Source organism: Hyphococcus formosus, assembly GCF_046736345.1.
In the GTDB taxonomy this organism is placed as follows: Bacteria; Pseudomonadota; Alphaproteobacteria; order Caulobacterales; family Parvularculaceae; genus Hyphococcus; species Hyphococcus formosus.
Window position 1 is genome coordinate 1793711 of record NZ_CP157210.1, and the last position, 25030, is coordinate 1818740.

Consider the following 25030-nt stretch of genomic DNA (forward strand, 5'->3'; position numbering starts at 1 on the left):
GATTTCCCCAATTGCCAACAGCTACCAAAGCTAAACTGCAGCCGCCAACCTTTTACTGCAAGGATTGCGCGGCAAGCCCGGCCATCGCATTATGTTGTGTGCGATCATAAGAAGGGTTTTTGCCAGCCTCACGCAAAGCAATGAGATCACCTTCGTCATACCAGATGCCATTACGCATCACGCCCGATGGTTCTTTGAGGCAATCAATATCGGCAAGAGGATCACAATCATAAAGCGCGAGATCAGCCTTATATCCGGTCGCGATGCGTCCGCGCCGATCTTCTTCTCTCAATACTTTCGCAACATTGAATGTCGCCGTCTGCAATGCCTCAAACGGCGTTAGGCCCGCATCGACTAATAAATTCAATTCGTCAATGAGAGACTCGCCGGGTATGTTCAGAAATATCCCCGCATCAGAGCCTGCAACAAGCAAAACATCTTCCTCGTTCAGAATGTCGGTCATGCGCTGATAGAATATTGCATTATCACCGACAGATTTTGGCGATTGTGAACGCCAAAACTCTACGACGTCATATTCAGTTTCTCTGATGAAGGGATTCAATAATTCCGTTCCCGCACGATTGATGAAATTATCTTTTTCTTTTGCTGCACGATAAAGGTTATAATGAGCCACCAATGTCGGGGTTACTGCGACACCGGCATCTGCAATTTTTATCGCAACAGCGCGCGCAGCTTCTTCATCATGGCGGTCGCGCAACGCATGCCAAACAATAGATTCAACATGTTCGATTGTGGTGAATCCATCATCCAGAATATCCTCAAAAGGAATATCAAAAGGCTTTTCGGCGGGCATGCCCTCTGTCCGCACACCTTCTGGTGTATGCCCCATGATCGTCATCCCCAACGCAGAGGCTTCGGATCTAATCGCGTCATAAGCTTTACGTTTTAGGTTAGAATATACTTTCAGGTCGCGGTACCCGGTCTCATACTGACCACGAACGGCTTTTATCGCGTCTTCGCTTGTCTCAACGATTTGATGATTTAATTGTACATTCGGACCATCGCTGTTCAAAATTGGACCGGTCGTCAATAATCTTGGTCCAACTTTTTCACCGGCATCGATTTGCTCTTTCAGAATCAGATGAAACGGCATCCCAGACGCATTTCGGACGGTGGTGATGCCGTAGGATAAATAGCTAGCTAATTCGGCCTCATCCCAGATATGAACATGCATATCTGTAAGCCCTGGAATCACGGTCATACCGCCTGCATCAATTATGTTTGCGGCTTTCTCTGCTATTACTTTATCGCGCGCCCCCACGGAAACAATCTTGCTTCCATCTACGACGATAGACATGCCGGTCTGTATATTTGGAATATCGTCGTAAAAGTGAACTATCCGCACATTTTCAAACACGGTCGTAGCCTCACCGGCGACGAACATATCGTTTTTATTGCTGCACGCCACAACGGCAATCAATGAGCATACTGATATTATGCTCGCCTTTAACGCGTCATCGAATATTCGATTTGATTGATATTTCATAATACCCCCGCCTTCATAACGGTAATTTATTCGGGCCAAAAATTCAAACGTTCATAACTTGAAATCATGTTTCGAAAGAAATGCTACCTAAACACCTCAGCGCCATGTTCGGTTTTTAATCGATATTATATGCACGAAGACCTTATGAAGGTTTCCGCGCAACGACAAAAAGCCCTTTGCTTTTGCCCGGTTGCCATTCATATTCAATTACAAATCCCGCGTCGCGCAATTCATCGAGAAACTCGTCCTTCGAAAAAAAGCTTACGTAAGGAAGCTTTCCGATTTGCCGGCCAATCCATAGAAACGGTCGTAAAAAGCCCGTCGAATCTTTGAGACATGCGGTGCTCGAAATAAATGCGCCGTTAGGTGCCAATAGCGAGTGTATCTTCGTCAAAGCGGCCTGACGATCCGGCAAAAGATGAATAATCGACATTCCCAAAACAACGTCGAAGCTGCCGGGTTGTGCGTCGTACTCTTCAATTCTTGATCGGATAAACTCGATGTTATCGATATTTGCATCAAGCGCTTTTTCGCGTGCGATCGCCAGCATGTTTTCGGAAACATCTATAGCTACAATATGCGCGACTTTAGTTGCGTGAATAATAGCCGTCGAACCAGTACCGCAGCCGAACTCGAACAATTTGGTGTCAGCCGTCAGGTATTGCTGCGTGACTTCTAGCTTGTGCTCATAAGCGGCCTGATCGGCGATTGGCTGGCGCGCATATTTGGCGGCAATTCGATCCCAAAACCCTTCATTCGTCTTCCGCGCAACCGCCATAATAGGCTCCCCCTCGAAAACGGTTAAACATATGAAGCCTCATATACAGACGGACGCACCATACGCATATTGCCTAAATTCCTTGAACTGCTATACGTTTTTATATGAACTGGCAGGCAGTATCGTTCGATTGGAACCAGGCACGCGCCTTTCTCGCGACAGCCGAGGAGGGTTCATTATCCGCCGCCGCCAGAGCGCTCGGGGTCACTCAACCAACGTTGAGCCGCCAAGTCAGCGCATTGGAACACAATCTCGGCGTTACGCTGTTTGAGCGTGGAACCCGCAACATGGTCCTCACCGAGGCCGGACTAGAATTGCTCGATCATGTGAGAGCAATGTTCGATGCCGCAAGTCGTGTTTCACTAACCGCCTCCGGACAATCACAATCCATCAAGGGCGCGGTGAAGATTTCAACGACCAACAACATGGCTACATTTCATCTACCGGCCATCGTCGCAGAAATCAGAGCAATATACCCGGAAATTGAGATCAACATAACGACGTCGAATGCCGTACGAGACCTGACCCGTCGAGAAGCCGACATAGCGATCCGGCATGGCCGCCCCACCCAACCAGAGCTAATTGCAAAACTCGTTCGCGAGACGACCGCGCATTTATATGCGTCTACTGAATACCTGGATAAAAAGGGTAATCCCCAGACTATCAATGATATATTAGATGCCGATTTTATCGGGTTTGAATATCCAGAGCAGTTGATCCCTGCCTATGCGGAACGCGGCATTCATTTGACCCGTAAAAACTTTCCGATCAATACCGAAAGCGGCACGGCAATAATCGAGATGATCCGTCGAGGACTTGGTATCGGCATACTTTTGCGCGAAGAAGCAGTGAAATTTCCCGAGCTTGAATGCGTCTTACCGGACCTAGAGCCAATCACGGTGCCAGTCTGGTTGGCAACACATCGAGAACTCCATACTAGTCGTCGAATCCGGCTAGTCTTCGATATTCTGGCGGAACGACTAAATACTGCCGACTATTAGTCTTTGATCCTAGTCAAGTTTTCCATCCTAATGATCCGTTAGCGTCAATACCGCGAATCTCGCGTGATAGCGGCGCGCGGATATCTATCCTGCGCTTAATTGTTGGCGGCAAAAATGTTCGGAATGAATATACGCATATTTCGCATCCTCGGGATCGACATAAAGGTCGATATAAGCTGGGCCCTTATTGCGACCTTTATTGCCGGGGCGCTCGCGCAGGGCGTTTTTCCGCGGCTATACGAGGGGTTAAGTCCGTTCGCTTATTGGTGGATGGCTTTAACGGCAATAATCGGGCTCGCCTTATCGATAATTCTGCATGAACTCGCCCATTCCCTCGTTGCCAAATTTCTTGGATTACCACTGAAAAGCATAACACTATTTGTTTTTGGCGGCATCGCGGAACTTGAGGCAGAACCCAAAAGTCCGCTTGCGGAATTTGCAATGGCCATAGCAGGCCCCTTGATGAGCGTCGCTCTTGCCGTTCTCTTTGGCTGGACTGCAGCAAACCTTGCCGCCGTTGAAATGCTGTCTACGATCAGCAAGGTATTTGAATATCTTGCTCTTATTAATTGGGTATTAGCAGCATTCAACATGCTTCCGGCCCTTCCTCTCGACGGCGGTAGAGTTTTCAGATCAATTGTATGGGCGTTAACAGGTGACCTGACAGGCGCGACACGTATTTCAGCAAAGCTCGGGATGGCATTTGCAACTGCCATCATGATCCTTGGCGTCTTCTGGGCGCTTCTGGGCCAGTTTGCCGCCGGTTTATGGTGGATACTGATCGGTTTGTTCATTCGCAGTGCCTCCGCAAGCACAGTATATCAGGAGTTGATGCAAAGAGTATTTAAAGGCGCACCATTACGGGAATTTATGAGCGCCGACCCGATTACGGTACCGCCCGGGATCACAGTCAGCAAACTGGTCGAGGACTACATATACGAATATCATTTTGACCTGTTCCCAGTCGTGAGCGAGACACGCCTTGTGGGCGCTGTCGGACTGAAAGAAACAAAAAATACCCATAGAGATAATTGGGCAACGACCAAAGTCAGCGACATCATGGTGCCGATCTCCGACGAGATAACAATTGATATCAGTGCGGATGCAATGGACGCACTCAAAAAAATGCACAGCAGCAAACATAGCCGCCTACTCGTTACCGACAAAGGAAACCTTGTCGGTATGATTGCTCTCAAAGACTTGCTTGACCTCCTGTCGCTCAAAATGGCGCTCGAAGGGCGCTGATCGGAGCGGCGAATTTTATGCTCAAAGTGAAAAAAATTGCTATCGATACCGAGCCGGAAAACACCGTATTTCTTTCGAAGCATTGTACTTCGTACCGCGCCGAAGAATTTCGAGCCTTGAAGAAGATTGAAATTCACAGTCAGGATCAGACCGTTAAAAACAATATACTTGCGACATTGCTCATCGCCGATGATCCATCACTGGTTGCGCCTGATGAATTGGCCTTGGGTGAGCAAGCATTCCGGCGGCTCGCACTTCCCGAAGGGTCGATTGTTAGTATAGCGCAAGCGCAACCGCCAACCAGTTTAGACGCAGTTCGCCGAAAAATAACTGGCGAAGTAATGACTGCTGATGAAATCGACGCAATTATCGAAGACATCGCCAACTACCGCTATTCTCCGATGGAAATCGCTGCCTACTTAATCGCCTCAGCGAGCTTCACGACGACTGAGGAGGTATTGGCAACGACAAAAGCGATGGCCAAGACCGGCACCCAATTGAGCTGGGAGTCGCCGATCATTGTCGACAAACATTGCATTGGCGGGGTGCCTGGCAATCGCACGTCCATGATTGTCACGCCTATCGTCGCGGCGCATGGGCTACAAATGCCCAAAACCTCGTCCCGCTCGATCACCTCGCCAAGCGGCACAGCCGACACGATGGAAGTTCTTGCCAATGTTTCGCTATCAATCGACCAGATGCGCAATATCGTGCAAAAGGAAAGCGCGTGTTTGGTCTGGGGCGGTCGGGTAAACCTATCTCCGGCAGATGACGTATTGATTACTGTCGAACGCCCGCTCGCAATAGACACGCGCGAGCAGATGGTTGCCTCTATACTTTCGAAGAAACTAGCTGCTGGGTCCACGCACATCGTATTAGATATTCCTGTCGGACCCACCGCCAAAGTTCGCACACAAAATGATGCCGTCCGACTTCGAAAGCTGATGGAATATGTTAGTTCCGAAATTGGCCTCGTCATAAACACTGTTTTTACCGACGGTTCACAGCCGGTCGGGCGCGGTATAGGCCCAGTGCTGGAAGCCCGAGACGTCATGGCCGTGCTTAGAAACATGCCTGATGCCCCGGCCGATCTAAAAGCCCGGTCATTGTTATTGGCTGGTCACGTACTCGATTTTGACCCTGTGCTTCATGGGGGCGCGGGACGTGTACGGGCTCAAGAACTCCTCGATTCAGGTGAAGCCCTCGCCGCGATGGAACGGATTATTGACGCCCAAGGGCGAACAAACGAAACGATCTGTCCGGGTAACCTAACCGCCGAGGTAGTGGCACCGGGTAATGGTCAGGTAACGGCGATGAACTGTTTTAGAATAGCCCGTATTGCCCGCCTCGCAGGTGCGCCAATGGACAAAGGGGCGGGTCTCGACCTTTTCAAGAAAGTCGGAGACCGGGTGACAAAGGGTGAACCGCTTTACCGCATCCATTCTTGTTTTTCCTCCGATTTCCAATTCGCAAAAGCAATGGCTTTTGAAGATGCTGGAATATCTATCGATGCAATAGAAGTTCAGGAAAGTATCAGCAAGTGAATGACCATGTGATAGCTGCTATGCCCGGCGAACGATCGCCTGCGTCAACACTTGCAGAACAACTCAACCTTCCGCTCTGTGAGATTTCAGTTCATACATTTCCGGATGGTGAAAGTCTGGTTCGGGTACCGCAATCCGCATCTACGGTCATCGTTTATTCGTCACTTAATCAGCCTAATGATAAGCTGATTAATTTGTCTTTAGCCGCATCCGCTCTACGGGATATCGGCGCGCAACGAGTCATCCTTGTCGCACCTTATCTATGCTATATGCGACAAGATAAGGCTTTTAATGAAGGGGAAGCGGTATCCCAGCGGGTTATAGGTGAGATGCTAGCCAGTTGGTTTGATCGGATAATTACTGTCGAGCCCCACCTGCATCGCACGCAATGTCTTGATGAAGTTTTTTCCGACACAGATATTACTGTTCTTTCTGCCGCTCCGTTATTGGCCGAGATCGCAACGCGGACCCAGCAAAAGCAAGGAAATTCGATCATCGTTGGACCGGATAAAGAGGCATCCCGTTGGGCAGAGGCCGTGGCAACAGCATCAAACCTTCCGTTCATAATATTGGATAAAACCCGTACCGGCGACACATCTGTTTCAATATCTAGTGCGGAAACTGGTGCCGTTCGGCATAAGGATATCATTCTCATTGATGATGTCGTCTCAACAGGCACAACCCTGATTTGCGCAGCTCAGTATCTGAAGGACTGTAATGCTAAAAGTATTAAAGCCGTAGTTGTGCATGCGCTATTTGGTGAAGCCGAATATACGCAGATGCGCAATGCGGGAATTAAAGCCGTTCATTCGACCGACAGCGTCCGACATCCGACAAATAGTATCAAGATTGCACCTCTCCTTGCGAAGACTTTATTGCAGGAACTCAATTCATGAGCATACGTATTAAATTCTGCGGAGCAGCTGGTACGGTTACTGGATCATGTTATCTAATCCGACATAATCAGGGAGCATTTCTCGTCGATTGTGGCATGTTCCAAGGGTCAAAAACGTTAAAGGAACTGAATTACGGGGACTTTCCTTTCGCCGCGAGCGAAATAGATTTCGTGTTACTAACCCACGCCCATATAGACCATAGTGGGTTACTTCCCAAATTGATGACCGATGGGTTCCGAGGGCGGGTCTTTGCGACGGGTGGAACCAAAGAGTTATTGGGGTTTATGTTACCGGATAGCGGTTACATCCATGAAATTGAAGTTATGTATTTAAACCGGCGCAATAGCCAACGAGGCATTCCGTTAGTTTCGCCGATTTATACCCGGGAAGATGGCGAAGTCGCAGCCGAAAAGATTACCCCCGTAAAATATCAGACATGGATTGAACCTGGCCATAATGTTCGCGTCCGTTTTTGGAATGCTGGACATATCCTTGGTTCGGCTTCGATCGAAATCGAAATCGAAATACAAACAGAGAACAATGATCGACGCATCACTCGCTTGCTTTTCTCCGGAGATATCGGACCGGATCACAAGCTATTTCATCCGGACCCTGAAGCACCTTCGAATCTCGACTATGTTGTATCGGAATCCACTTATGGAGCACGGCAACGAATTGCGCTTCCACCAGCCGAACGCCGTAAAGAACTAAGTCAGCATATTAAAGAAGCATTTGATCGAGGTGGTGTTCTCGTCATGCCGGCCTTTAGTGTCGAGCGGACGCAGGAATTGTTAGCCGATATCAGTATCCTTATCCACGAAGGAATATTAAAGGACAGGCTCGTATTTCTTGACTCGCCGCTCGCTATCAAAGCTACAGAAACGTTTGCTGCGCATGCTGAGAATCTTGAGGATATAGGCGACCATGGTGGATTGTTTCATCACCCGTCCTTTCATTTCACGCGAACACCAGAAGAAAGTAAGGCGATCAATAATTACGAGAATGGTGTAATTATCATCGCCGCTAGCGGTATGTGTGAAGCGGGACGAATACGTCATCATCTTAAACGGCGGCTTTGGGATGACAAAAACACAATTCTCCTCAGCGGTTATCAAGCCCCTGGAACATTAGGCGCATTACTTGAGAGCGGAAAAAAAGCCGTTCGAATTCAGGGGGATGAAATCCAAGTGAATGCATCAATAAAAACTATTGATTGCTATTCAGGGCATGTGGATAGCGAGGGTTTGGTAGAATGGATCCTCGCGCGACGGCCTATTAATCGAGCTGTCTTCCTCACTCATGGAAGTGACGAAGCACGCGAAGCCCTGCGCGACCAGTTATTGAAACACAGCTTCAACAAGAAAGAAGTGATACTTCCGGTGCTCGACGAAGAAATAGTGATCGAGGGACGCGCAAAAACAAAACCAACCAGCCCGAAACGCCTTTCCCCAGATGTTATCAGCGCACCTGACTGGCACAACGACCTCGCTCAACTCACGCTGGATATCCGTGCCGAAATAGACAAGGCCAGTGATGAGCGTTCACGGAAAATCATTATAAGGCGTATTCGAAAAGCGCTTGAAAACAAAGCCTGATCACTTTTCAGCCATACCGCGGGCAAATGATAATATTGATCTACGTCAATATGGATACGTTATTCTTTCGTATTATTCCAAAAAAGGAGCATAAATATGAAGTTGAAAAGTATCCTTGTTCCATTTCTTGACGACAAAACCGCCGGTCCCGCCTTCGAAACCGCTGCCCTTCTCGCGCGCGAGAGCAAAGGGCACCTTTCATGCGTACATATCCGGCAAAGGCCAGTGCCGTCTACGACGGTTATCTACCCGCTCGGTGGCGTATTTACGGAATTTACCGAGGACTTTCTGGAATCTGAAAATAAACTCGCAAATGACCTTCAGGCTCTTTTCAATAAGCTTGCCCATGACGCAAAGATCGGCTTCAGCACGCTAGCCAAACACTCCTGTGAAAAAGGCGTCACAGCATCCTGGGACGACGAAGCTGACGATGTGTTTTCAGCTATGCCGCGCATCGCTATGACGAAAGACCTTGCAATATTCGTTGGTGTTGGCGCTGACGCGCCTCCAGTGGCTACGATGTTGGCCGAGGAACTTCTTTTTCAATCTGGACGCCCGCAATTGCTATGCCCTTCGGCAGGCATGTTATCACTTCCCAAACGAATTACCGTTGCTTGGAATGGCAGGCAGGAAGCCGCCCGTGCGGTCGCCGCGGCACTCGACTTGCTGCGCGATGCAGAGGCCGTCAACGTATTGACCGTGCGAAAAGCGGAATCTCTTGCGGTGAATACGGACGAAATAACGGATTACCTCAGGCTTCATGATGTAGAAGCAACGCAAACGGATATTGAACTGGCCGACGATGACGGCGAAACCGAAAGACTGGATGAAGAAATTAGAGAATTTAACTCAGATCTATTGGTAATGGGTGCCTATTCTCACAATCGGTGGCGCGAAGCCATATTAGGTGGCTTTACAAGACACATCCTTAAAAGTTCGACGATACCCGTATTTATGAGCCAATAAGCCCCCCGATAAACTGTGGGAGCCGACGTTTCGTTGTTCGCCACACAACCACCCATCGGAGGGGTTGCACTCGGGAATACCAAAGACATCATCAAACCGCCGGATCCGATTTGATCCGGAGCATTTCGCGCTGAATAATGAAAAATCCTGGTAGCAGCGGTAACCATAGGGATAGCCCCCTATAAATTAGCGTTGCTGTTAATGCGTTTTCGACGTCCACCCCAGCGGCCGTTAGCGTGGCGATCATGCCGCCTTCAAAGCTTCCCAACCCCATCGGAATAGGCGCAATCGTGGCTGCAACAGATGCAAGTACCACAGCTATAAAGCATAAATAGAACGACGCCGACCCATCCACCGCATAGATCGCTAACCACAAGGTAACGCCATCGAGTATTCGCTCTGTAAGCTGAATAAGGCTTGTTTTTAAAAATAATAATGGATTTGATTTGATATTTTCTGCCGCAGCCGCGATCAGTTCAAATCCTCGTTCCCCGGCAGGAATTTTTGCCAGCCACTTTGGCGGCTTACGCGGCTGAAATAACAAGAATGATATTATCGCAAGAACTCCGAATAATATAATTGCCGCAAATGTTGCGATACTATCAACGAGGTCTGACCCTACGTCGCCCCCATCTGCGATTGAGAAAAAGCTAACCATCGCTGATGCTAAAAATGCGAAAAGGAATGCCAAGGAAACAAACGCAAATACCGAAAACGCAGCCTCCTGCGGAACATTCCGCCGACCAAGCGCATATAGAAAGAACGCCCCGCCTGAGACCCCTGCCGACGGGATCGCTTGATCTGCGAAAAGCTTCGCTACCGATAGCGGTAAAAGCTTAAGCATCGTCAACGAACTACCAAGCCGATGCAAAACAATCTTCCAAGCAGCAGCATCGCAAAAATAAGTGAGTATCTGAGAAAGAAATGCCAAGATTAGCCAGATTGGCTCTGCGCGTGCCGCCTGCGCTGCGAAACTGCCGATCTCAGAGGAGTTTACCGCAACAAGAATGACCGCTGCCAGCGCCGTGATACCAAAAAGTAAAAATGCAATCTGCTGCCGCACACGCGGACTACTTGTTAGGGCATAATCTTTTCCCATTTTTCTTTTCTGGTCGCGCTTTGGAATTTTTGCGGTCAATTTCTGCCTCGATCAGCTGATTGCTCTATCGATCTCATCATCCCGACCGCCGAACCGAGTTCATGCTTCCAAAGAGGACGGGACCGAAGCAACTTATATAACTCTCCAACGACCAATACTGTCGCCGCAAGACCAATCATAGCGCCCCACTCACCAATACTGACAACATTGACGTCTAACAGCTCTTGAAAAAATGGAACTTGCATTGCCACGATGTGAATAGACTGTGCGGCGATCACGCTCCAGATCAATAATGGATTGTTCCGTAGTGGAATTGAAAAAATTGAACGCGTTTCCGATCTACAGTTCAATGTATGAAAATTGTTGAATGACACAAGAAATAACAAAACGAGGTTTCGTGCGAGTTCGACATCATATCCCAGCTCAACATATAACCAATAGAATAAACCAAACCCAACAACGCTTATATAGCCCCCAATGACGAGGCACTGCTCAATCATCTGCCGATTGAATATTGGCTCTTTTGGGCGCCTGGGATTTCGACGCATTAAGTCCTGCTCTTTACCCTCACAAGCTAGAGCGACATCCTGAATTCCTTCTGTGACTAAGTTTAGCCATAAGATTTGTACTGGCGTTAGCGGAATCGGCAAACCAATAACCAGCGCCATTGCGAAAATCACCACTTCTGTAATTGCTGTACTGATTAATAACCAAACAATTTTTCGAATATTATCGTATGACGCCCGGCCCTCTTCTATGCCGGAAACGATTGAGGCGAAATTATCATCTGAAATAATCAAATCGGAAGCGGCCCGTGCGACATCGGTACCACATGCGCCCATGGCGACGCCGACATGCGCCGCTTTTAACGCAGGCGCATCGTTTACACCATCGCCCGTAACCGCAACAAAATGACCAGCATCTTGCAATGAACGCACGATAATTGTTTTTTGCGTCGGCTCAACTCGCGCATAAATGCTCGCTTTTTCAATCGCCTGGCGGAGATCATCACCCTCTAGTCGATCCATTTCGGTACCTGTTAACACTGTATCTTCGGGCCAAGACGGATCTAGCTTGGATGCTATCGCCATAGCGGTTTCGGGATGATCCCCGGTGATCATCCGAATATCCAGACCAGCAGCACGAGCAATTCTGACCGCGTCAGGTGCTTCGCTTCTGAGCGGGTCAATCAATCCGACAAACCCTAAAAAACGCAAGCCCGCCAAACTACTCTTTTCGAGTTGGCATTGGCTTTCGCGCAATTGCCCGGCCGCAAGGGCGATTACCCTGAAACCCTTTTTAGTAAGACCAAGTAGCGCCCCATCAATTACCTTTGTGTCGCCAATTTTACACATGGGCAATATAATCTCGGGTGCCCCCTTTACCGAAATAATCCCCCCTTCCGAATTTACGTGTAACGAAGATGAAAACCCGTTGGCCGGTTCGTAAGGAATAGAGTCGGAATGCCTAAATGTATTGTTGAGGTCCGCACTTGAAAGTCCGCGTTTTTCCGCAAGGACCAAAAAAGCGATATCTACAGAATCGCCTCGCGCTTCAACAACGCCATCTGTCCATTTTAAATCCCCTTCGTTCGTTAGTGCACCGACAAGCGCCAACTCATCGATCGCCGCTTTTGCGTCACCATTTCCAACACCTAAGAGCTTAGCCGCCCCCTCAAGCTCTAATCCTTCGCCTTCTATTTCAAATAGGCTTCCATCCGGCAATGCGATTCTTTTCGCCGTGAGTTGATTAGCGGTAAGCGTACCGGTTTTGTCGGTCGCAATAATTGTACAAGACCCCAACGCTTCGACAGCGGGTAGCCGCCGAACAATGACATTTCGTTGCCCCATCCGAGAGGAAGCAACTGACAAAGCGACGGTAATAGCAACAGGCAACCCTTCCGGAATGGCTGAGACCGATAATGCGACAGCCAAGAGGAAGACGGATTCTAATGGCACATTTTGGTATAATTGTAACAATCCAAGCGCAATGGCTATTGAAACGATCAAGACACCTATACGGTTAGAGAACCTCTCCATACGTATTAATAAAGGTGGCCGCATGTCTCGCTCACCTAATTGAGTCGCGATTTCTCCGATTTGAGATTTTTCTCCAGTTGCATAGGCAATTCCTATACCTCTGCCGGCCACAATCATCGTACCTGCGAAAGCCAAATTACGTCGATCACCGATTGCTGAAGTTACCGGGCATATGACTTTACTGTTTTTTTCGACGGGCAATGACTCGCCTGTAAGTAATGACTCATCTGCTTTTAGATCATGCGTTGAAACGAGACGCATATCGGCGGGAACCATAGAGCCGGATTCAAGATGAACAATGTCGCCAGGCACTATCTTGTTCAATTCGATCGTTCGACGCGTTCCGGCCCGGATTATTGTTGGAAATATCTGCAGCGTCTTTTTCAATGAGGCGGCGCTGGCCTCCGCACGCCATTCTTGGAACGCACCTACCGACACGTTGATTATAACCACGGCGCATATAAAAAAACCGTCTGTCTGCTCCTTCAGAACAAACGACACCGTTGCCGCAAATAACAAGATATAGGTAAGCGGGTTGTTCAGCTGCCGGAGTATAATCGAAATTCTCGTGGGACATTCTGGGTCTGGGAGTTCGTTCAGCCCAAATTCCTCTATTCGCCGAATCGCCTCTGTTTCACTCAGTCCACCAGAGTTCGTATTTAGCGATTTAAATGCTGCGTCTATCGTTTCTGTATGAATGGTGGTTGGGCTTGATAGCATGAATCCGTAAACTCTTTTGTATGATCGCCGACACCAACACTTCTATCGAGTTACGCTAAAGCCTATCCCCCAATAGCACCTTGAAAAATTCGTACCCAGGGCGACAAGCAAAAAGAGAAAATTGATCCCTATTCGGGTGTTTCTTCCAATGGGATCCGATCGCCTCGCTCCTTATATTCAGACCAATCATCAGAACGCCAATATGGTGTGTTCAAAAACCATTCCTGCATAGAGACAGGTATCGATTCTAATGTCAGAAAAAGGCGTTCTTCATTGGAGGCCGCGAAAGCTGCGAGGTCCGCAATATCCTGCCCGTCTAGTTCTATGACGTACCCTAGCTCAACCGATTGTAGTGAAATCATAGCCCCTGCCCCTCGCCACATTCGGGCAGAAAACTCTATTGGATTTACACTCGATTGATTTGCAGGCCTATCAAGTTGTGGAGCTGCTGTTCCACCTACATCATTTATCTGATGACAAATCACACAGCCTTTCGTGATGAACAAAATTCTCCCGCGACGCGGATTTACTTCTGGTAACTCAACGTCAATTTGAGCGGGTGGTTTACTCAGCGCTTCCAGTCGTTCCGTCGAGCGTTCGACCCCATCTGATTGCTGTATGGATTCGTCTATCCCTCTTTCCGATTCTCGGACACAGGCTGTGACAACGAAAAATAATCCCAAGGCAAACGGCAACCGATAGAGCGGGAGGTTTCTATTCGAATACCTGTTCATCCCATTTCCAATCAACTCATCATTCGCTTGATCAAAGGCACCGGATCTCAGCTAGCCTTTTATAAAGCACCTCCCCAAATGAGTATTGATGCAGGTCAATTCTCTCGATCTGAATATTAGTAATGTGCAGGCAGGATGGAATTGAAAACACGGAAATCGAAATGCCCTTCGCAAAAAGGAAAACTTGATTTTTGGTTACAGACGGTGCAAAAGCACGCTTGTACGAAAGCCAAGGGCCTCGAACCGACTTTTCACTGAAGAATGAATGGTTGGAAAAGGAAGCCCGTACTCCGTCTCGCGAATTAGATAGCGAGCGGCCGGTCCGTGGACGTACGATAGGAACTGGTGCGCCATACGCTGTTGATGTCCCATCATCACATGAAAAGGCGAAAGCACATTTTCTCTCGGCAAGGGCCGAGGACATAAATGCGGGTCATGAAGACGCGAAATTTGATCAACTGGTAATTGCGGCCGCTCCGTCGGCATTAGGGATATTGCGTAAAAAGCTATCAACGGATGTAATTACGAAACTAATTGCGATATTGGACAAAGATCTTACAAACTTCTCGGACCAGGACCTACACTCATACTTTATTGAGCGACTGGAACGTTGGTGAAACGCTCACCCACCTTTGCTGCAAAACTCTAGCTGTATCGCGCTTTCAAAGGTGCATCGTTACCACTGCGCCAATCTACTGAACGATACGTGCAGTTTTTATCGAATCATCGGGTCCAACAGAAAACTTGACTTACCTCAATGGCAGGAACGTCAGTTTCGGCAAGATAGCATGGAATATATTGAGAAAGGGAAGCGACATGCTTGTTGAAGAAGTCATGACTAAGGGGATTCGTATTGCGGAGGCCGATGAGAAAATCGCTCACGCAGCAAAGAAAATGCGCACGCAGAATATTGGTGCATTACCCGTCATAGACAATCATAAACTGGTCGGCATGTTGACAGACCGAGATATTGCTATTCGGGCGGTCGGCGCAAATAAGGACCTAAGCGAGACAACTGTTCGTGATGTTATGTCGGAAGAATGCTTTTGGTGTTCAGCATCTGAAGACCTTGAAGATGCAGTCCGTATTATGGAACAAAATCGAGTCCGTCGGCTGCCCGTGATGAATAAGCAGCAAGAGATTATCGGCATGCTTAGCCTCGAGGATGTCGCGCTTTATGCGCCAGCATCATTGACCGGCGAAGTTTTGAAAGCAGTTGCAAACCGCGAATACGAAATCGTGGCAACTTAAGACGTAATCGCCAAAGTTCAGGCGAGCCGCCTTCAATTACTCAACTGCGAATGGCGTCGCCATGAAAATGGCAATCAACTCGATAACAGGTCTCGTTGCTCGGGTTTAAGTCGTTCAATCAGGCCGGGGAGTTATGTGATGACCTTACAGAATATTCTGGTGCCGTTTCAAAATATAGAAACCGGTGTCCAGGCCTTTAACACCGCGACACTGCTGGCCAAACATTTTAAAGTCCACCTCAATGTCGTCCATATTCGTCAAAAATTTCCTTTGCCGGCTGGGTATTACTACCCAATTGCTGGCACCTATTTTCAAGAGAGTATGAACGCGGAGACAGCCGGGGCCGGCCGACTGGCTAACGAGTTGAAAACCAAATACGAGGAGCTCTGCGAACAACGAGGGATTGCGCGCACCGGGATGGGTAACCACGACGAATCTCTGGGCACCACCGCCTCATGGGACGATCTCTATTCAAATTATTCATTCGATTTTGCGCGCGAAGCTCGGCTTGCCGACCTTGCAGTCGTCGCCAGAACGAAAGGTACCCCATCAACAGACAACAGCGCCATGATCGAAGAACTGATTTTCCAATCAGCCCGCCCAGTACTCATTGATACAGCCGCTGGACCAATAGCAGAATTTCCCAAAACCGTTGTCGTTGCGTGGGATGGTGGGCGCGAAGCCGCGCGCGCACTTAGCGCAATAATACCCATGCTAAAAGAAGCGGAAACTGTGTTCGTTAGCTCAATAGGCGAACTGGAACCTGCGGCCGCCCTACCTGAAAGAGCCGCGGCCTTTTTACGTTTGCATGGAATTCACGCGCTACCTAATCATCCCAGCGTTAGAAAAGGGCAAAGTCGCGAAGAGCGGTTCCTAGAGCACGCGGAAAATCGTGACGCAGATATGATTGTGATGGGCGCGTATTCTCACAGTAGGTGGCGCGAGGTAATATTGGGCGGTTTTACAAAGTTTATGTTGCATCACGCGAACACACCAATTGTGATGGCGCATTGAAGACGACATAATTTTCTTTGCCGCCGGAACACAATAATAACCCCATAGATTAATTTGAATTGTGCGTTATCTCTTCCAGCGAAGCCGTGTCCTGAATTGAGAAAAGCCGCGCGGATTCAAATATGATTACGCCACGTTTTTTCATTTCGGTCAGCGCTCGACAAACCGTTTCAATAGTAAGCCCTAAGTGATCGGCTATATCCTGTCGGCTCATTATAAATCGAATATTACTCGTTGCTTTTTGTTCACGTGAAAGCCTAATTAAAAATGCTGCCACCCGTTGAATAGCACTCATTCGACCGAGCATGATCATCCTTTCGCGGGAGCTATGCAAGCGAGCCATTAGCGTGTCTAGCAATTGCTGAGAAAGTTTGGGGCATGATGCGACTGCCTTTAAAAACGGATCGCGTGAATAGCAACGCACAGCGCAATCAGTAATGGCCTCAGCGGTGTGTAGCTGGTCTTCCAATTCCGAAATCCCAAAGAGATCGCCTACCCCGTAAAAATCAGCCACCTGGCGGCGACCGTCCTCTAGTGTGTTATACTCCTTAACAACGCCACTCACGACCTGATAACAATAAGGCGCGCTCTCACCCTCTACATAGAGCGTTTCGCCCGCTTTGAACCGAACGACATTCGCATTTTTGGCAAGCTTGAAATCAGATGCGCCGGGCCAAATCGCGCTCTGGTCGTAAAAAGGACTTTGGACTTGTGCTGAACACATCATAGTAACCTCACCTGATACGAATGAACCTAACGCAACCCACGAAAATATATTGATTGGATCATCAAGGTTTTTATATTGTGGTGATTACCTAGGTATTCTCTACACTGAAGGCCCCGCTATCGCGCGTTGACCCGAACGCTTCCGCGATGTCGGTATTTATTGACGACGCTTAACCATTGAAAAGCTCAGTAATTTGCGCACTTCTAGGTATTTCTACGTAGGTAGTTCTACGTTGCGACTCTCCGCCTTGCGACAACTATTCACAAAGGCCTAGCGCAACTGCCATGCGGATTAATTCCGCGAAACTGCCGGCTTGCATCTTTGCAATCAGGTTTTTCCTATGGGCCTCTACGGTCCTGGGGCTGATATCGAAGCGCCGGGCGATCTCTTTACTCGTCGCGCCTTCGACAAGCTCCTGAATGACCTCTTTTTCTCTCGGCGTTAATGCATCAAACCGCGCTTTTACCTCTGGTAGAGCGCTCAAATCATGATTAGACGCGGACCCAATTTCTTTGGTTGCTCTAGTTAGCGCCGCTGTGACTTCCTCCGCAGTAAATGGTTTTTCTAGAAAATATGCTGCGCCAGATTGCATTGCTCGAACGGCTAATGGAATATCGCCGTGGGCCGTCATAACTACGACCGGAAGTTCAGTTCCTTCGGATTTCAGGTGTGAGAGCAGCTCTATTCCCTGCATGCCCGGCATGCACACATCGACGAGTAATGCTGCATTACTCAGATCGCAATTCTGCAATTCATCGAGAAAAGTCTCAGCGGAATTAAAACATGTCACCGAATAGTCAGCTGCGGTAAGAAGTGCCGAGACGCCGCGCCGAACTGCGGCATCGTCATCAACAAGGAATATCGACACTGGACGGGCTTTTTCTACCATTATATCTAACTAATTATCGGTAAACGGAACACAAAAGTGCAACCACCTGATTCTTTATTATGTGCGCATATTTCGCCTTGATGTGCGTCAATTATCGCCTTTGAAATTGATAATCCAATACCCGTTCCATCGTCTTTGTTAGACACAAATGGCTGAAAAAGTTGATCTTTGATTTCATCTGCAAGACCAACCCCACTATCCTCTACAGATACCTCGATACATTTATCAGTCCTTTTCGTCGAAATCGATAATCGCCGTTCTGGCGCAGCCCGCATTGCATCTATCGCATTGCGAATAAGATTGGTTACCACCTGCTGAATTTGAACACGATCAAGCATCATCTCGCCCGCTCTTTTATCAAAATTTGTTTCAACGCGTATTCCATCCGCATCCGCGCCGATGAGCGCAATCTTACTGGCGTCTTCAACGACTTTATTAACATCGTGAATGCTTCGTGCGGTTTTTCTCTTACGCACGAAATCTCTCATATTGCTAATGATTTCGCTCGCGCGCTTGATCTCCCCTATCGCATCATCAAGCATCTCGGTCGTATTCAAAAATCTTTCTTCATTATCTTTCTTAAGAGTCAAAGACACAGCGCCAGTTAGGCTAGCCGCTGCTGTCAACGGTTGGTTCAACTCATGCGCGATTGACGTCGCGATCTCTCCCATGGCCCCGAGCCGTCCAGCGTGATGTAATTGCTCTTGAGTTTCATTGAGGCGACGTTCGGTATCTATGCGCTCAGTGACGTCCTCCACGAACCCGACATAAATATCATTATCATTGTGGAATTCGCTTACATGCAAAATCGCAGGAAACACCTCACCATTTTGTCTCAGCGCCTTAATAAGCCTTGCCTTGCCGATTATTCTTCGCTCACCCGTTTCCGCATAATGGCTAATATATTGATCATGCCGAGACCGGTCTGGTTCGGGCATTAGCATTTTTATATTTTTGCCGAGCACATCCACTTCTCTATAGCCGAATGTTAACTCTGCTTGCCGGCTAAAGGTCAGTATTCGACCTTTTTCATTTATGGTAATGACCGCCACCGGTGAGGCATCAATTATAGACCGCAAAAACGCCTGACTTTCTTGGAGTGCCGCTTCCCTCGAGCGCCGGTGTGTCAGGTCCTTGCCACTAGCAACGATGTACGAAATTGAGTTAGCCTCATGTATGATTGGCCGGAGGGACCACTCTATCAATACGCGCCCATTGTCTTTGACCGTCCAATATCCGGAAAATTCAAATAATGCATCTGCTTGCTGCGCATCGAATATGGTAGACTTAACATGCTCTGCGTCTTCTGATGACGCAAAAAGATCCCAGAATTTTCTTCCTGATACTTCGTGCCCGGCAAAACCTGAGAGCGTCTCGCAGGATTTATTAAACCGTAGAACGTCCCCAGATGGAGAAAGCAAAATCAGTGGTGCATCGACCTTATTTAGAAGCTCCTCAACTAGTGAGCCCTCAAGATCGGTCAATACCGGGCTTTCCATACTATCCTCACCGAGCGCACTTATTTGTTTCTTATACTAAAGTGGCACCCTGAGAATATTATCCGCAAAAGTAATACATTCAAACAACGCAATTATGATGTGATATTATCTCAAAACGTCGGTTTACCCGGTAAACCGAGCCTAATCCTAATAATTTGGCATTTCCTCATATTGCGATTGCAGAAATGTCACCAAATCGATCAGCTCGCTAACCGTCATGACGTCATTGTAATTGCGCATCTTGGAAACCCCGTCATCGGAATATTCTTCGCTGCGGTAGTACCGAGATATTCGATGAGAGGGATTGATAACAGAGGTTACGAGCTGGCCATAGGTTTTCACCTGTGTTGTCATTCCCCCAATAACAACGCTCATTTCCGGTTCAGAATCAATCTTCAGATCATCACGCCCCGGTATTACATGGCAACTCGCGCATTGATACTGAGCGAAAATTTTCTGCCCCTTCTCCGCATTCCCGTCAGGAAGCCTGAATCCCAGTGAGGATTTCGGACTATAATCACAAGCAGAGATCGATAGCGCAGCGGCGATAAGCAGCGTATGCAAAAGTTTCATTATTGACCTCCTCGCTTCATCAGTTCAGATACCATTGCAGATCTATAAGGATTTTCTAGGCTATAAAGATTGATTCCGATCAATCGCATTCCCCAAATCGCAAACTGATATTGTGTCTAGAAAAATATTCATCGATTGATGCAGATCAATTATCAAACAAAAGCGGGATGCTTTTATTAAATGCCTATAATGGGGAGCCGAACTAAAGGTGCATTGCCGAAACATATCATAGCGGTATGAACCGGTAATAGTATTCGTTAGCGACGCGACGATCCATTATGACGGAGCCCGAGAGCGGGTGTCGTAAGCGCGCCGGAGGAGACTTTGGCGTAACGCGATATCCTCTCGGGCTTTCCGTTTTTGATTATACTTGGTATTTTAGGGAGGACCGATGTTCGACAATCGTCAACAGGCCGGTGAACTTCTCGCCCGTGCGCTGAAAAAATTAGACATCGAAGATCCAGCGATTTATGCCCTGCCGCGAGGTGGTTTACCGGTAGCAGCGGCAATCGCGAAGCACCTGAGCGCACCTCTCGATATAATACTTGTGCGCAAACTCGGTGCGCCTGGACATGCAGAGTTAGCGATCGGTGCGGTCGTTGATGGTCCGGCCCCCACCCTCGTGCTCCATCGAGATATCATTCATGAACTGAATATTTCGCAAAAATATCTCGACGATATACGGGCGACCGCGCTACGTGAAATTGAGCGACGACGCGCGCTCTATATCGGCGACAACCAACCACTAAAACCCGAAGGGCGTAATGTAATTATCGTTGACGATGGCCTCGCGACAGGTGCGACCATGGAAACGGCGGTTAAGGCAATGCGTCGCGCAGGTGCCAAAAATATTCTTGTTGCGGTTCCAACAGGACCCAAAGAAACTGTTTCAAAGCTTCGAAAATATGCTGACGACGTGGTCTGCCTCGATATGCCGTTACAATTTTGGTCGGTTGGAAATCAGTACCGGAGCTTTCCCCAGCTATCTGACAAAGAGGTCATTGAAACCCTTCAAGGGTAACACTGAGTATATCAGCACCCGAGTTGATCTATGTAGGCCCAATAACATCAAGGCGAGTAAATCTAACCAAATCCAAGAAGGGATGCCAGGTGGTTGCTTAGGCCAGATTTATATCCCTGTATTCGATTACGTTCGGTCGCATCCAATGAATAACGATTGACCTATATCAACACGATTGATGTAAAGTTGAGCTAGTTTTCGGAAAACCCGTTTGTTTCGAAGGGTAACTTGTTATGACCCGAGACCGAAGAAAGCTGATGCATCTTTTATTATTTATCGTGCTCTTGGCGGCTCTACTCCTCGCCACCGGCACGATTATCGCTCATGTCAGTTCACAAAATGCTCAACCCGAAATCGCGGCCAGTGATATGTCGGATTAACGCTGATCCCTCTTGCAGAATCTTTAAATATAATTGCACCGCGTCATCTGTTTGTAGGATATTATCCGATAGCGGATGGTACTTTCTCCGACATTTCCGGACGGTGTATGTCGGCCGCACTCGACATGTAATCACGTACGATCGGCGTCGATCTTAATGACTTTAAAAGCTGAATTTGAAAGACAACATGGTCGAGATACCGGAAAGATTGCTCCGAACTTGCTAGGTAAAATGACCATAACCGGCAAAATTCGTCACCATAAAGGCTTTGTGCTAAATCCTCATTTTTCTTAAATCGATTAAACCAATGACGTAAAGTCTGAGCATAGTGCAGCCTTAGGATTTCTACGTCGCCGGTTATCAGGCCAGACTTTTCGACCGCAGGCGTGATTTCAGAAAGCGCAGGTATGTAGCCACCGGGAAATATGTGTTTTCGTATCCAGGGATTGGTCTCCTGAGGCACCCCGGACCGGCCAATAGTGTGTAGAAGCGCGAGGCCATTGGCGGTTAGGAGCGAATCGATCTTTTTGAAGAATCCGAAATAATCGCGCAGGCCGACATGTTCGAACATCCCTACAGATACTATTCTATCAAATTTATCTTATATATCTCTGTAGTCCGTAAGCTGAAACTTTACGCGATTGGAAAGTCCCGAATCCATCGCGCGTCGTCGCGCCACCTGAAGCTGGCCTGGCGATAATGTAACCCCTATCACCCTAGCATCCGGATATTGGCGCGCTATCGATAATGCCAACCCGCCCCAGCCACATCCGATATCCAGAATGCGCATATTACTTTTCATATTTAGCTTTGCGATTATCCGCTGTTTTTTGATGCCCTGAGCCTCCTCAAGGCTCATCTGCGAATTCTCAAAAAAACCACACGAATATTGCATATCCGTATCGAGAAAAAGGCGATAGAGCCGATCATCGATATCATAATGTCGACGGACATTTTCCCCCGACTTGGAAACAGTATTTTTCGCTCTTATCGCCTTTGAGAAGCCGTCTAAACCCTGCCTTACCCGTGCACCCGGCGATGCCCGGTATCGATCTATGTTTTTGAATAGAACTGCGATGACATTGTGTAAGGACTGGTCCGATACGCGAATATTTCCTTTCACATATTCGTTTGGAAAGGCATAGGCGGGGTTTGCAATTAGACGCCTTATCGTACGATTACTTGTGATAGAAATATTAGGCGTGTCATCCGTCACCTCCGAAGAACGACCGTATTTTTCGGCTCGCCCAGACGGGTATTCAACAACAATTGCACCGTCGACAATCACGCGGTTCAAAATTCGATGTAATAAGCTTTCTTGGAGCATTTTACTCTCCAATTTTTACAATAGATATTCACCTATTTTCCGTAATCGAAGTAATTGATAAAAGTCAAAATTCAAGGCCAAAGTTCTAGTATCATAAGATTATTGATTGCGTTTATTGCACCCTCAAACCCCGCGCCCTTCGTGAGCCCCAAAGCGCCTATAATCGGTTCTTTCATGCAAAAGCTGCGTGGAACTTTCGCGCTGAATTACAGTTGGCAACTTTACATCGAGTGTTTTTTTGAGCGGGCTCTTTTTCGGTAACCCTCTTGACAAAAAGTACTCTAACATTCATATACCCCTACAGGGTATGCAAAGCGAGCAATCAATGACGACTTCAAACACAAAAGCTTCACAAGCCACTCTATACAGAATGGTGATGGACAAGCATGTGTGTCCTTATGGGTTGAAATCAAAATGGCTATTGAAACGAAAAGGTTTTTCTGTCGAAGACCATCATCTGACAACACGCGAACAAACAGATGATTTTAAGGAAAAACATGATGTTTCGACTACGCCGCAAACCTTTATTGGCGAAGAACGGATTGGTGGATATGACGCCCTTCGGCAATACCTAACCGGCACTGGCCAAAAGGGCGACGAAACCTCCTATACGCCGGTTCTCATGATTTTCGCGATAAGCGCGCTTGTCGCTCTGTCCGTGACCGGGGCTTATACTGGAGATATATTCACGATACGTACGATAGAACTGTTCGTTGCATTCGCCATGACAATGCTGGCGCTTCAAAAACTGAAAGATGTTGAGAGCTTTTCAACGATGTTTTTGAATTACGACCTGCTTGCACGGCGTCGCGTAGGATATGCGTATTTATATCCTTTCGCGGAAGCATTTGCGGGTATTCTTATGATTGCTGGCGGAACAGCTGCGTTAATCGCCTCACCGGTGGCCCTGTTTATTGGCACCATCGGTGCAATATCGGTTTTTAAAGCCGTTTACTTAGAGAATCGAGAACTGAAATGCGCCTGCGTAGGCGGCAATTCGAATGTTCCTCTTGGGTTCGTTTCCCTAACCGAAAACCTGGCCATGATCGCCATGGGGTTATGGATGCCTATAAGCATTTTGGCTCTCTAAACGGGGTTGGGAACAAGGTTTCTAACCTATCGGAAACAACGCCTTGAGTGGCGGTGACGCAGACCACGCTTTAGGCGGCCACTATCGCATCGTGCGTTGACGCATTTAAGCGCCCAAGCGAAACGTCAAATCACAATTCAACCTATTTTCAGATTCTGCCCCCCCCCCGACGATCCCGAAATGTTAATGCCTACCGCCAGGGTGGTAGATTTTAGTGCCAGCGCCGAACATGAGCAGAAGAATTTTGCGTCGCGGTGAATGCGCAAAGCGTAGATGAAAATACTTCGCAAGCGCCGGTTTCAAGGCCTATCTGGCGTCGTCTAGGTCACACGGCATGAGACGGGAACGAGAGGTTCGAAGCGCATCTGGTGGAAACGGATTGGCCCAGTCTGGCCAACATTTCGGAAGACGCGGCGAGCCCCATAGTCGGGGCGATTATTTTTCGGTTTGGTGCAATCAATGAAGCCTTTGCCTGCATCGATCCGTGTACGCAAATTTTCTCGATTAGCTACCCCGTCGGCTCCGACAATGCCCCGAATTCCCAGAAAGCACGCACCTCAGGCGTTACGAGTTAAGGCAGGAAATCGCCACTTCAATGATTTTTCGGGCTCTATCTATGTCCAACTCTTCTCGAAAGCGCGCGATCATCCAGGGGTCTCGAATAAGTATGGTCATGTCGAGGAAAACACGCGTGAGTTCCGCAGCCTCTTGCGAGGTAACGCACTTTTCCGATAGCATTTCTACAGCGAGGGACGTGATCATGTCCGAAAGTTTCGCGCTGTGGCGCGCAACGGCGTCCGGATTGCGTTGTGCCAGCAATAGATACGACTGAAAGAGGTCAGGGTCTTGGTCGTGCGCGGCGAGCTTTATGGCGAACTGCGTCTCAAGAAACGCGGCCAGCCGCGCGTCGGCTGGTCCTCCTGAAACGGCAATTCGGTTAAGCTTATTTTCCGTTTCCGCAAACCACCGTACGGCCAAGGCAGCCATGAGCGAGTCTTTTGACGGAAAGTAGCGGTAAGCGTTGGACTGGGACATGCCGCATTGCGCCGCAATGTCGGTGACCGTGACCTTGTCCGGTCCATGCCGGGTTAGTAGCGTCTCGGCGGCGAGAAGCATTCGTTCCTTCACAAGGTCG

Annotated in this window: 22 protein-coding genes and 1 pseudogene; 12 read left to right on the forward strand and 11 right to left on the reverse strand. The window is 48.2% G+C overall.

Going from position 1 to position 25030, the window contains the following annotated elements:
• Nucleotides 1-52: 52 nt before the first annotated feature.
• Both ABFZ83_RS08200 and ABFZ83_RS08205 read right to left on the reverse strand, forming a co-directional pair.
• Entirely contained in the window at nucleotides 53-1507 is a 1455-nt protein-coding gene (locus ABFZ83_RS08200) for an amidohydrolase family protein (RefSeq protein WP_411816061.1), read from the reverse strand.
• A 142-nt stretch (nucleotides 1508-1649) separates the two neighbouring features.
• Nucleotides 1650-2285, reverse strand: a complete 636-nt coding sequence (locus ABFZ83_RS08205) for a class I SAM-dependent methyltransferase (protein WP_411816062.1) — start codon at nucleotides 2283-2285, stop codon at nucleotides 1650-1652.
• A 104-nt stretch (nucleotides 2286-2389) separates the two neighbouring features.
• On the opposite strand from ABFZ83_RS08205, the gene ABFZ83_RS08210 reads away from it, so the two are divergent.
• The 6 genes from ABFZ83_RS08210 (at nucleotide 2390) to ABFZ83_RS08235 (ending at nucleotide 9532) form a co-directional block, all read left to right on the forward strand.
• Nucleotides 2390-3286 carry a LysR family transcriptional regulator gene (locus tag ABFZ83_RS08210; RefSeq protein WP_411816063.1) on the forward strand — a complete coding sequence of 299 codons (897 nt, stop codon included), beginning with the start codon at nucleotides 2390-2392 and terminating at the stop codon, nucleotides 3284-3286.
• A 123-nt stretch (nucleotides 3287-3409) separates the two neighbouring features.
• Complete coding sequence (locus ABFZ83_RS08215; protein WP_411816064.1) at nucleotides 3410-4531, forward strand: site-2 protease family protein; 1122 nt, start codon at nucleotides 3410-3412, stop codon at nucleotides 4529-4531.
• Nucleotides 4532-4548: 17 nt separating this feature from the next.
• Nucleotides 4549-6075, forward strand: a complete 1527-nt coding sequence (locus ABFZ83_RS08220) for a thymidine phosphorylase family protein (RefSeq protein ID WP_411816065.1) — start codon at nucleotides 4549-4551, stop codon at nucleotides 6073-6075.
• An 8-nt stretch (nucleotides 6076-6083) separates the two neighbouring features.
• Nucleotides 6084-6971 (forward strand): ribose-phosphate diphosphokinase, encoded by an 888-nt coding sequence (locus tag ABFZ83_RS08225; protein ID WP_411818817.1) that lies wholly within the window; start codon nucleotides 6084-6086, stop codon nucleotides 6969-6971.
• Complete coding sequence (locus tag ABFZ83_RS08230; RefSeq protein WP_411816066.1) at nucleotides 6968-8566, forward strand: MBL fold metallo-hydrolase; 1599 nt, start codon at nucleotides 6968-6970, stop codon at nucleotides 8564-8566. The genes ABFZ83_RS08225 and ABFZ83_RS08230 overlap by 4 nt, the downstream gene beginning before the upstream one ends.
• Nucleotides 8567-8662: 96 nt before the next feature.
• Complete coding sequence (locus ABFZ83_RS08235) at nucleotides 8663-9532, forward strand: universal stress protein (protein ID WP_411816067.1); 870 nt, start codon at nucleotides 8663-8665, stop codon at nucleotides 9530-9532.
• Between the two features lie 91 nt (nucleotides 9533-9623).
• Here the strand turns inward: ABFZ83_RS08235 and ABFZ83_RS08240 are convergent, their stop codons facing one another.
• The 3 genes from ABFZ83_RS08240 to ABFZ83_RS08250 form a co-directional block, all read right to left on the reverse strand.
• Nucleotides 9624-10631: a lysylphosphatidylglycerol synthase transmembrane domain-containing protein gene (locus ABFZ83_RS08240; RefSeq protein WP_411816068.1), complete on the reverse strand. Its 1008-nt coding sequence runs from the start codon at nucleotides 10629-10631 to the stop codon at nucleotides 9624-9626.
• A gap of 35 nt (nucleotides 10632-10666) precedes the next feature.
• The gene (locus tag ABFZ83_RS08245) at nucleotides 10667-13390 is read right to left on the reverse strand and encodes a cation-translocating P-type ATPase (protein WP_411816069.1); all 2724 of its coding nucleotides are present in this window, start codon (nucleotides 13388-13390) and stop codon (nucleotides 10667-10669) included.
• 128 nt (nucleotides 13391-13518) lie between these two features.
• The gene (locus tag ABFZ83_RS08250; RefSeq protein WP_411816070.1) at nucleotides 13519-14124 is read right to left on the reverse strand and encodes a c-type cytochrome; all 606 of its coding nucleotides are present in this window, start codon (nucleotides 14122-14124) and stop codon (nucleotides 13519-13521) included.
• Nucleotides 14125-14315: 191 nt separating this feature from the next.
• Here ABFZ83_RS08250 and ABFZ83_RS08255 point away from each other — a divergent pair, with 191 nt between their 5' ends.
• From ABFZ83_RS08255 to ABFZ83_RS08265, 3 genes are all read left to right on the forward strand, one after another.
• Nucleotides 14316-14741 (forward strand): host attachment protein, encoded by a 426-nt coding sequence (locus ABFZ83_RS08255; protein ID WP_411816071.1) that lies wholly within the window; start codon nucleotides 14316-14318, stop codon nucleotides 14739-14741.
• A gap of 199 nt (nucleotides 14742-14940) precedes the next feature.
• Complete coding sequence (locus tag ABFZ83_RS08260; protein ID WP_411816072.1) at nucleotides 14941-15375, forward strand: CBS domain-containing protein; 435 nt, start codon at nucleotides 14941-14943, stop codon at nucleotides 15373-15375.
• 138 nt (nucleotides 15376-15513) lie between these two features.
• Nucleotides 15514-16389 carry a universal stress protein gene (locus ABFZ83_RS08265; protein WP_411816073.1) on the forward strand — a complete coding sequence of 292 codons (876 nt, stop codon included), beginning with the start codon at nucleotides 15514-15516 and terminating at the stop codon, nucleotides 16387-16389.
• Between the two features lie 49 nt (nucleotides 16390-16438).
• On the opposite strand, the gene ABFZ83_RS08270 is transcribed toward ABFZ83_RS08265, so the two are convergent.
• From ABFZ83_RS08270 to ABFZ83_RS08285, 4 genes are all read right to left on the reverse strand, one after another.
• Entirely contained in the window at nucleotides 16439-17116 is a 678-nt protein-coding gene (locus tag ABFZ83_RS08270) for a helix-turn-helix domain-containing protein (protein WP_411816074.1), read from the reverse strand.
• A gap of 256 nt (nucleotides 17117-17372) precedes the next feature.
• Nucleotides 17373-18005, reverse strand: coding sequence for a response regulator transcription factor (locus tag ABFZ83_RS08275; protein WP_411816075.1), 633 nt, complete (start codon nucleotides 18003-18005; stop codon nucleotides 17373-17375).
• 5 nt (nucleotides 18006-18010) lie between these two features.
• On the reverse strand, nucleotides 18011-19504 hold the full coding sequence (locus ABFZ83_RS08280) for a PAS domain S-box protein (RefSeq protein ID WP_411816076.1): 1494 nt from the start codon (nucleotides 19502-19504) through the stop codon (nucleotides 18011-18013).
• 147 nt (nucleotides 19505-19651) lie between these two features.
• Complete coding sequence (locus ABFZ83_RS08285; protein ID WP_411816077.1) at nucleotides 19652-20077, reverse strand: c-type cytochrome; 426 nt, start codon at nucleotides 20075-20077, stop codon at nucleotides 19652-19654.
• 391 nt (nucleotides 20078-20468) lie between these two features.
• Here ABFZ83_RS08285 and ABFZ83_RS08290 point away from each other — a divergent pair, with 391 nt between their 5' ends.
• Nucleotides 20469-21098: a phosphoribosyltransferase gene (locus tag ABFZ83_RS08290; RefSeq protein ID WP_411816078.1), complete on the forward strand. Its 630-nt coding sequence runs from the start codon at nucleotides 20469-20471 to the stop codon at nucleotides 21096-21098.
• A gap of 233 nt (nucleotides 21099-21331) precedes the next feature.
• Nucleotides 21332-21478, forward strand: coding sequence for a hypothetical protein (locus tag ABFZ83_RS08295; protein WP_411816079.1), 147 nt, complete (start codon nucleotides 21332-21334; stop codon nucleotides 21476-21478).
• Nucleotides 21479-21539: 61 nt separating this feature from the next.
• On the opposite strand, the pseudogene ABFZ83_RS08300 reads toward ABFZ83_RS08295, so the two are convergent.
• A pseudogene (locus tag ABFZ83_RS08300) lies at nucleotides 21540-22805 on the reverse strand (class I SAM-dependent methyltransferase).
• 325 nt (nucleotides 22806-23130) lie between these two features.
• Between ABFZ83_RS08300 and ABFZ83_RS08305 the strand changes: the two are divergent.
• Nucleotides 23131-23895: a glutaredoxin family protein gene (locus ABFZ83_RS08305; RefSeq protein ID WP_411816080.1), complete on the forward strand. Its 765-nt coding sequence runs from the start codon at nucleotides 23131-23133 to the stop codon at nucleotides 23893-23895.
• A gap of 564 nt (nucleotides 23896-24459) precedes the next feature.
• On the opposite strand, the gene ABFZ83_RS08310 is transcribed toward ABFZ83_RS08305, so the two are convergent.
• Complete coding sequence (locus ABFZ83_RS08310) at nucleotides 24460-25011, reverse strand: TetR/AcrR family transcriptional regulator (protein ID WP_411816081.1); 552 nt, start codon at nucleotides 25009-25011, stop codon at nucleotides 24460-24462.
• Between the last annotated feature and the right edge of the window lie 19 nt (nucleotides 25012-25030).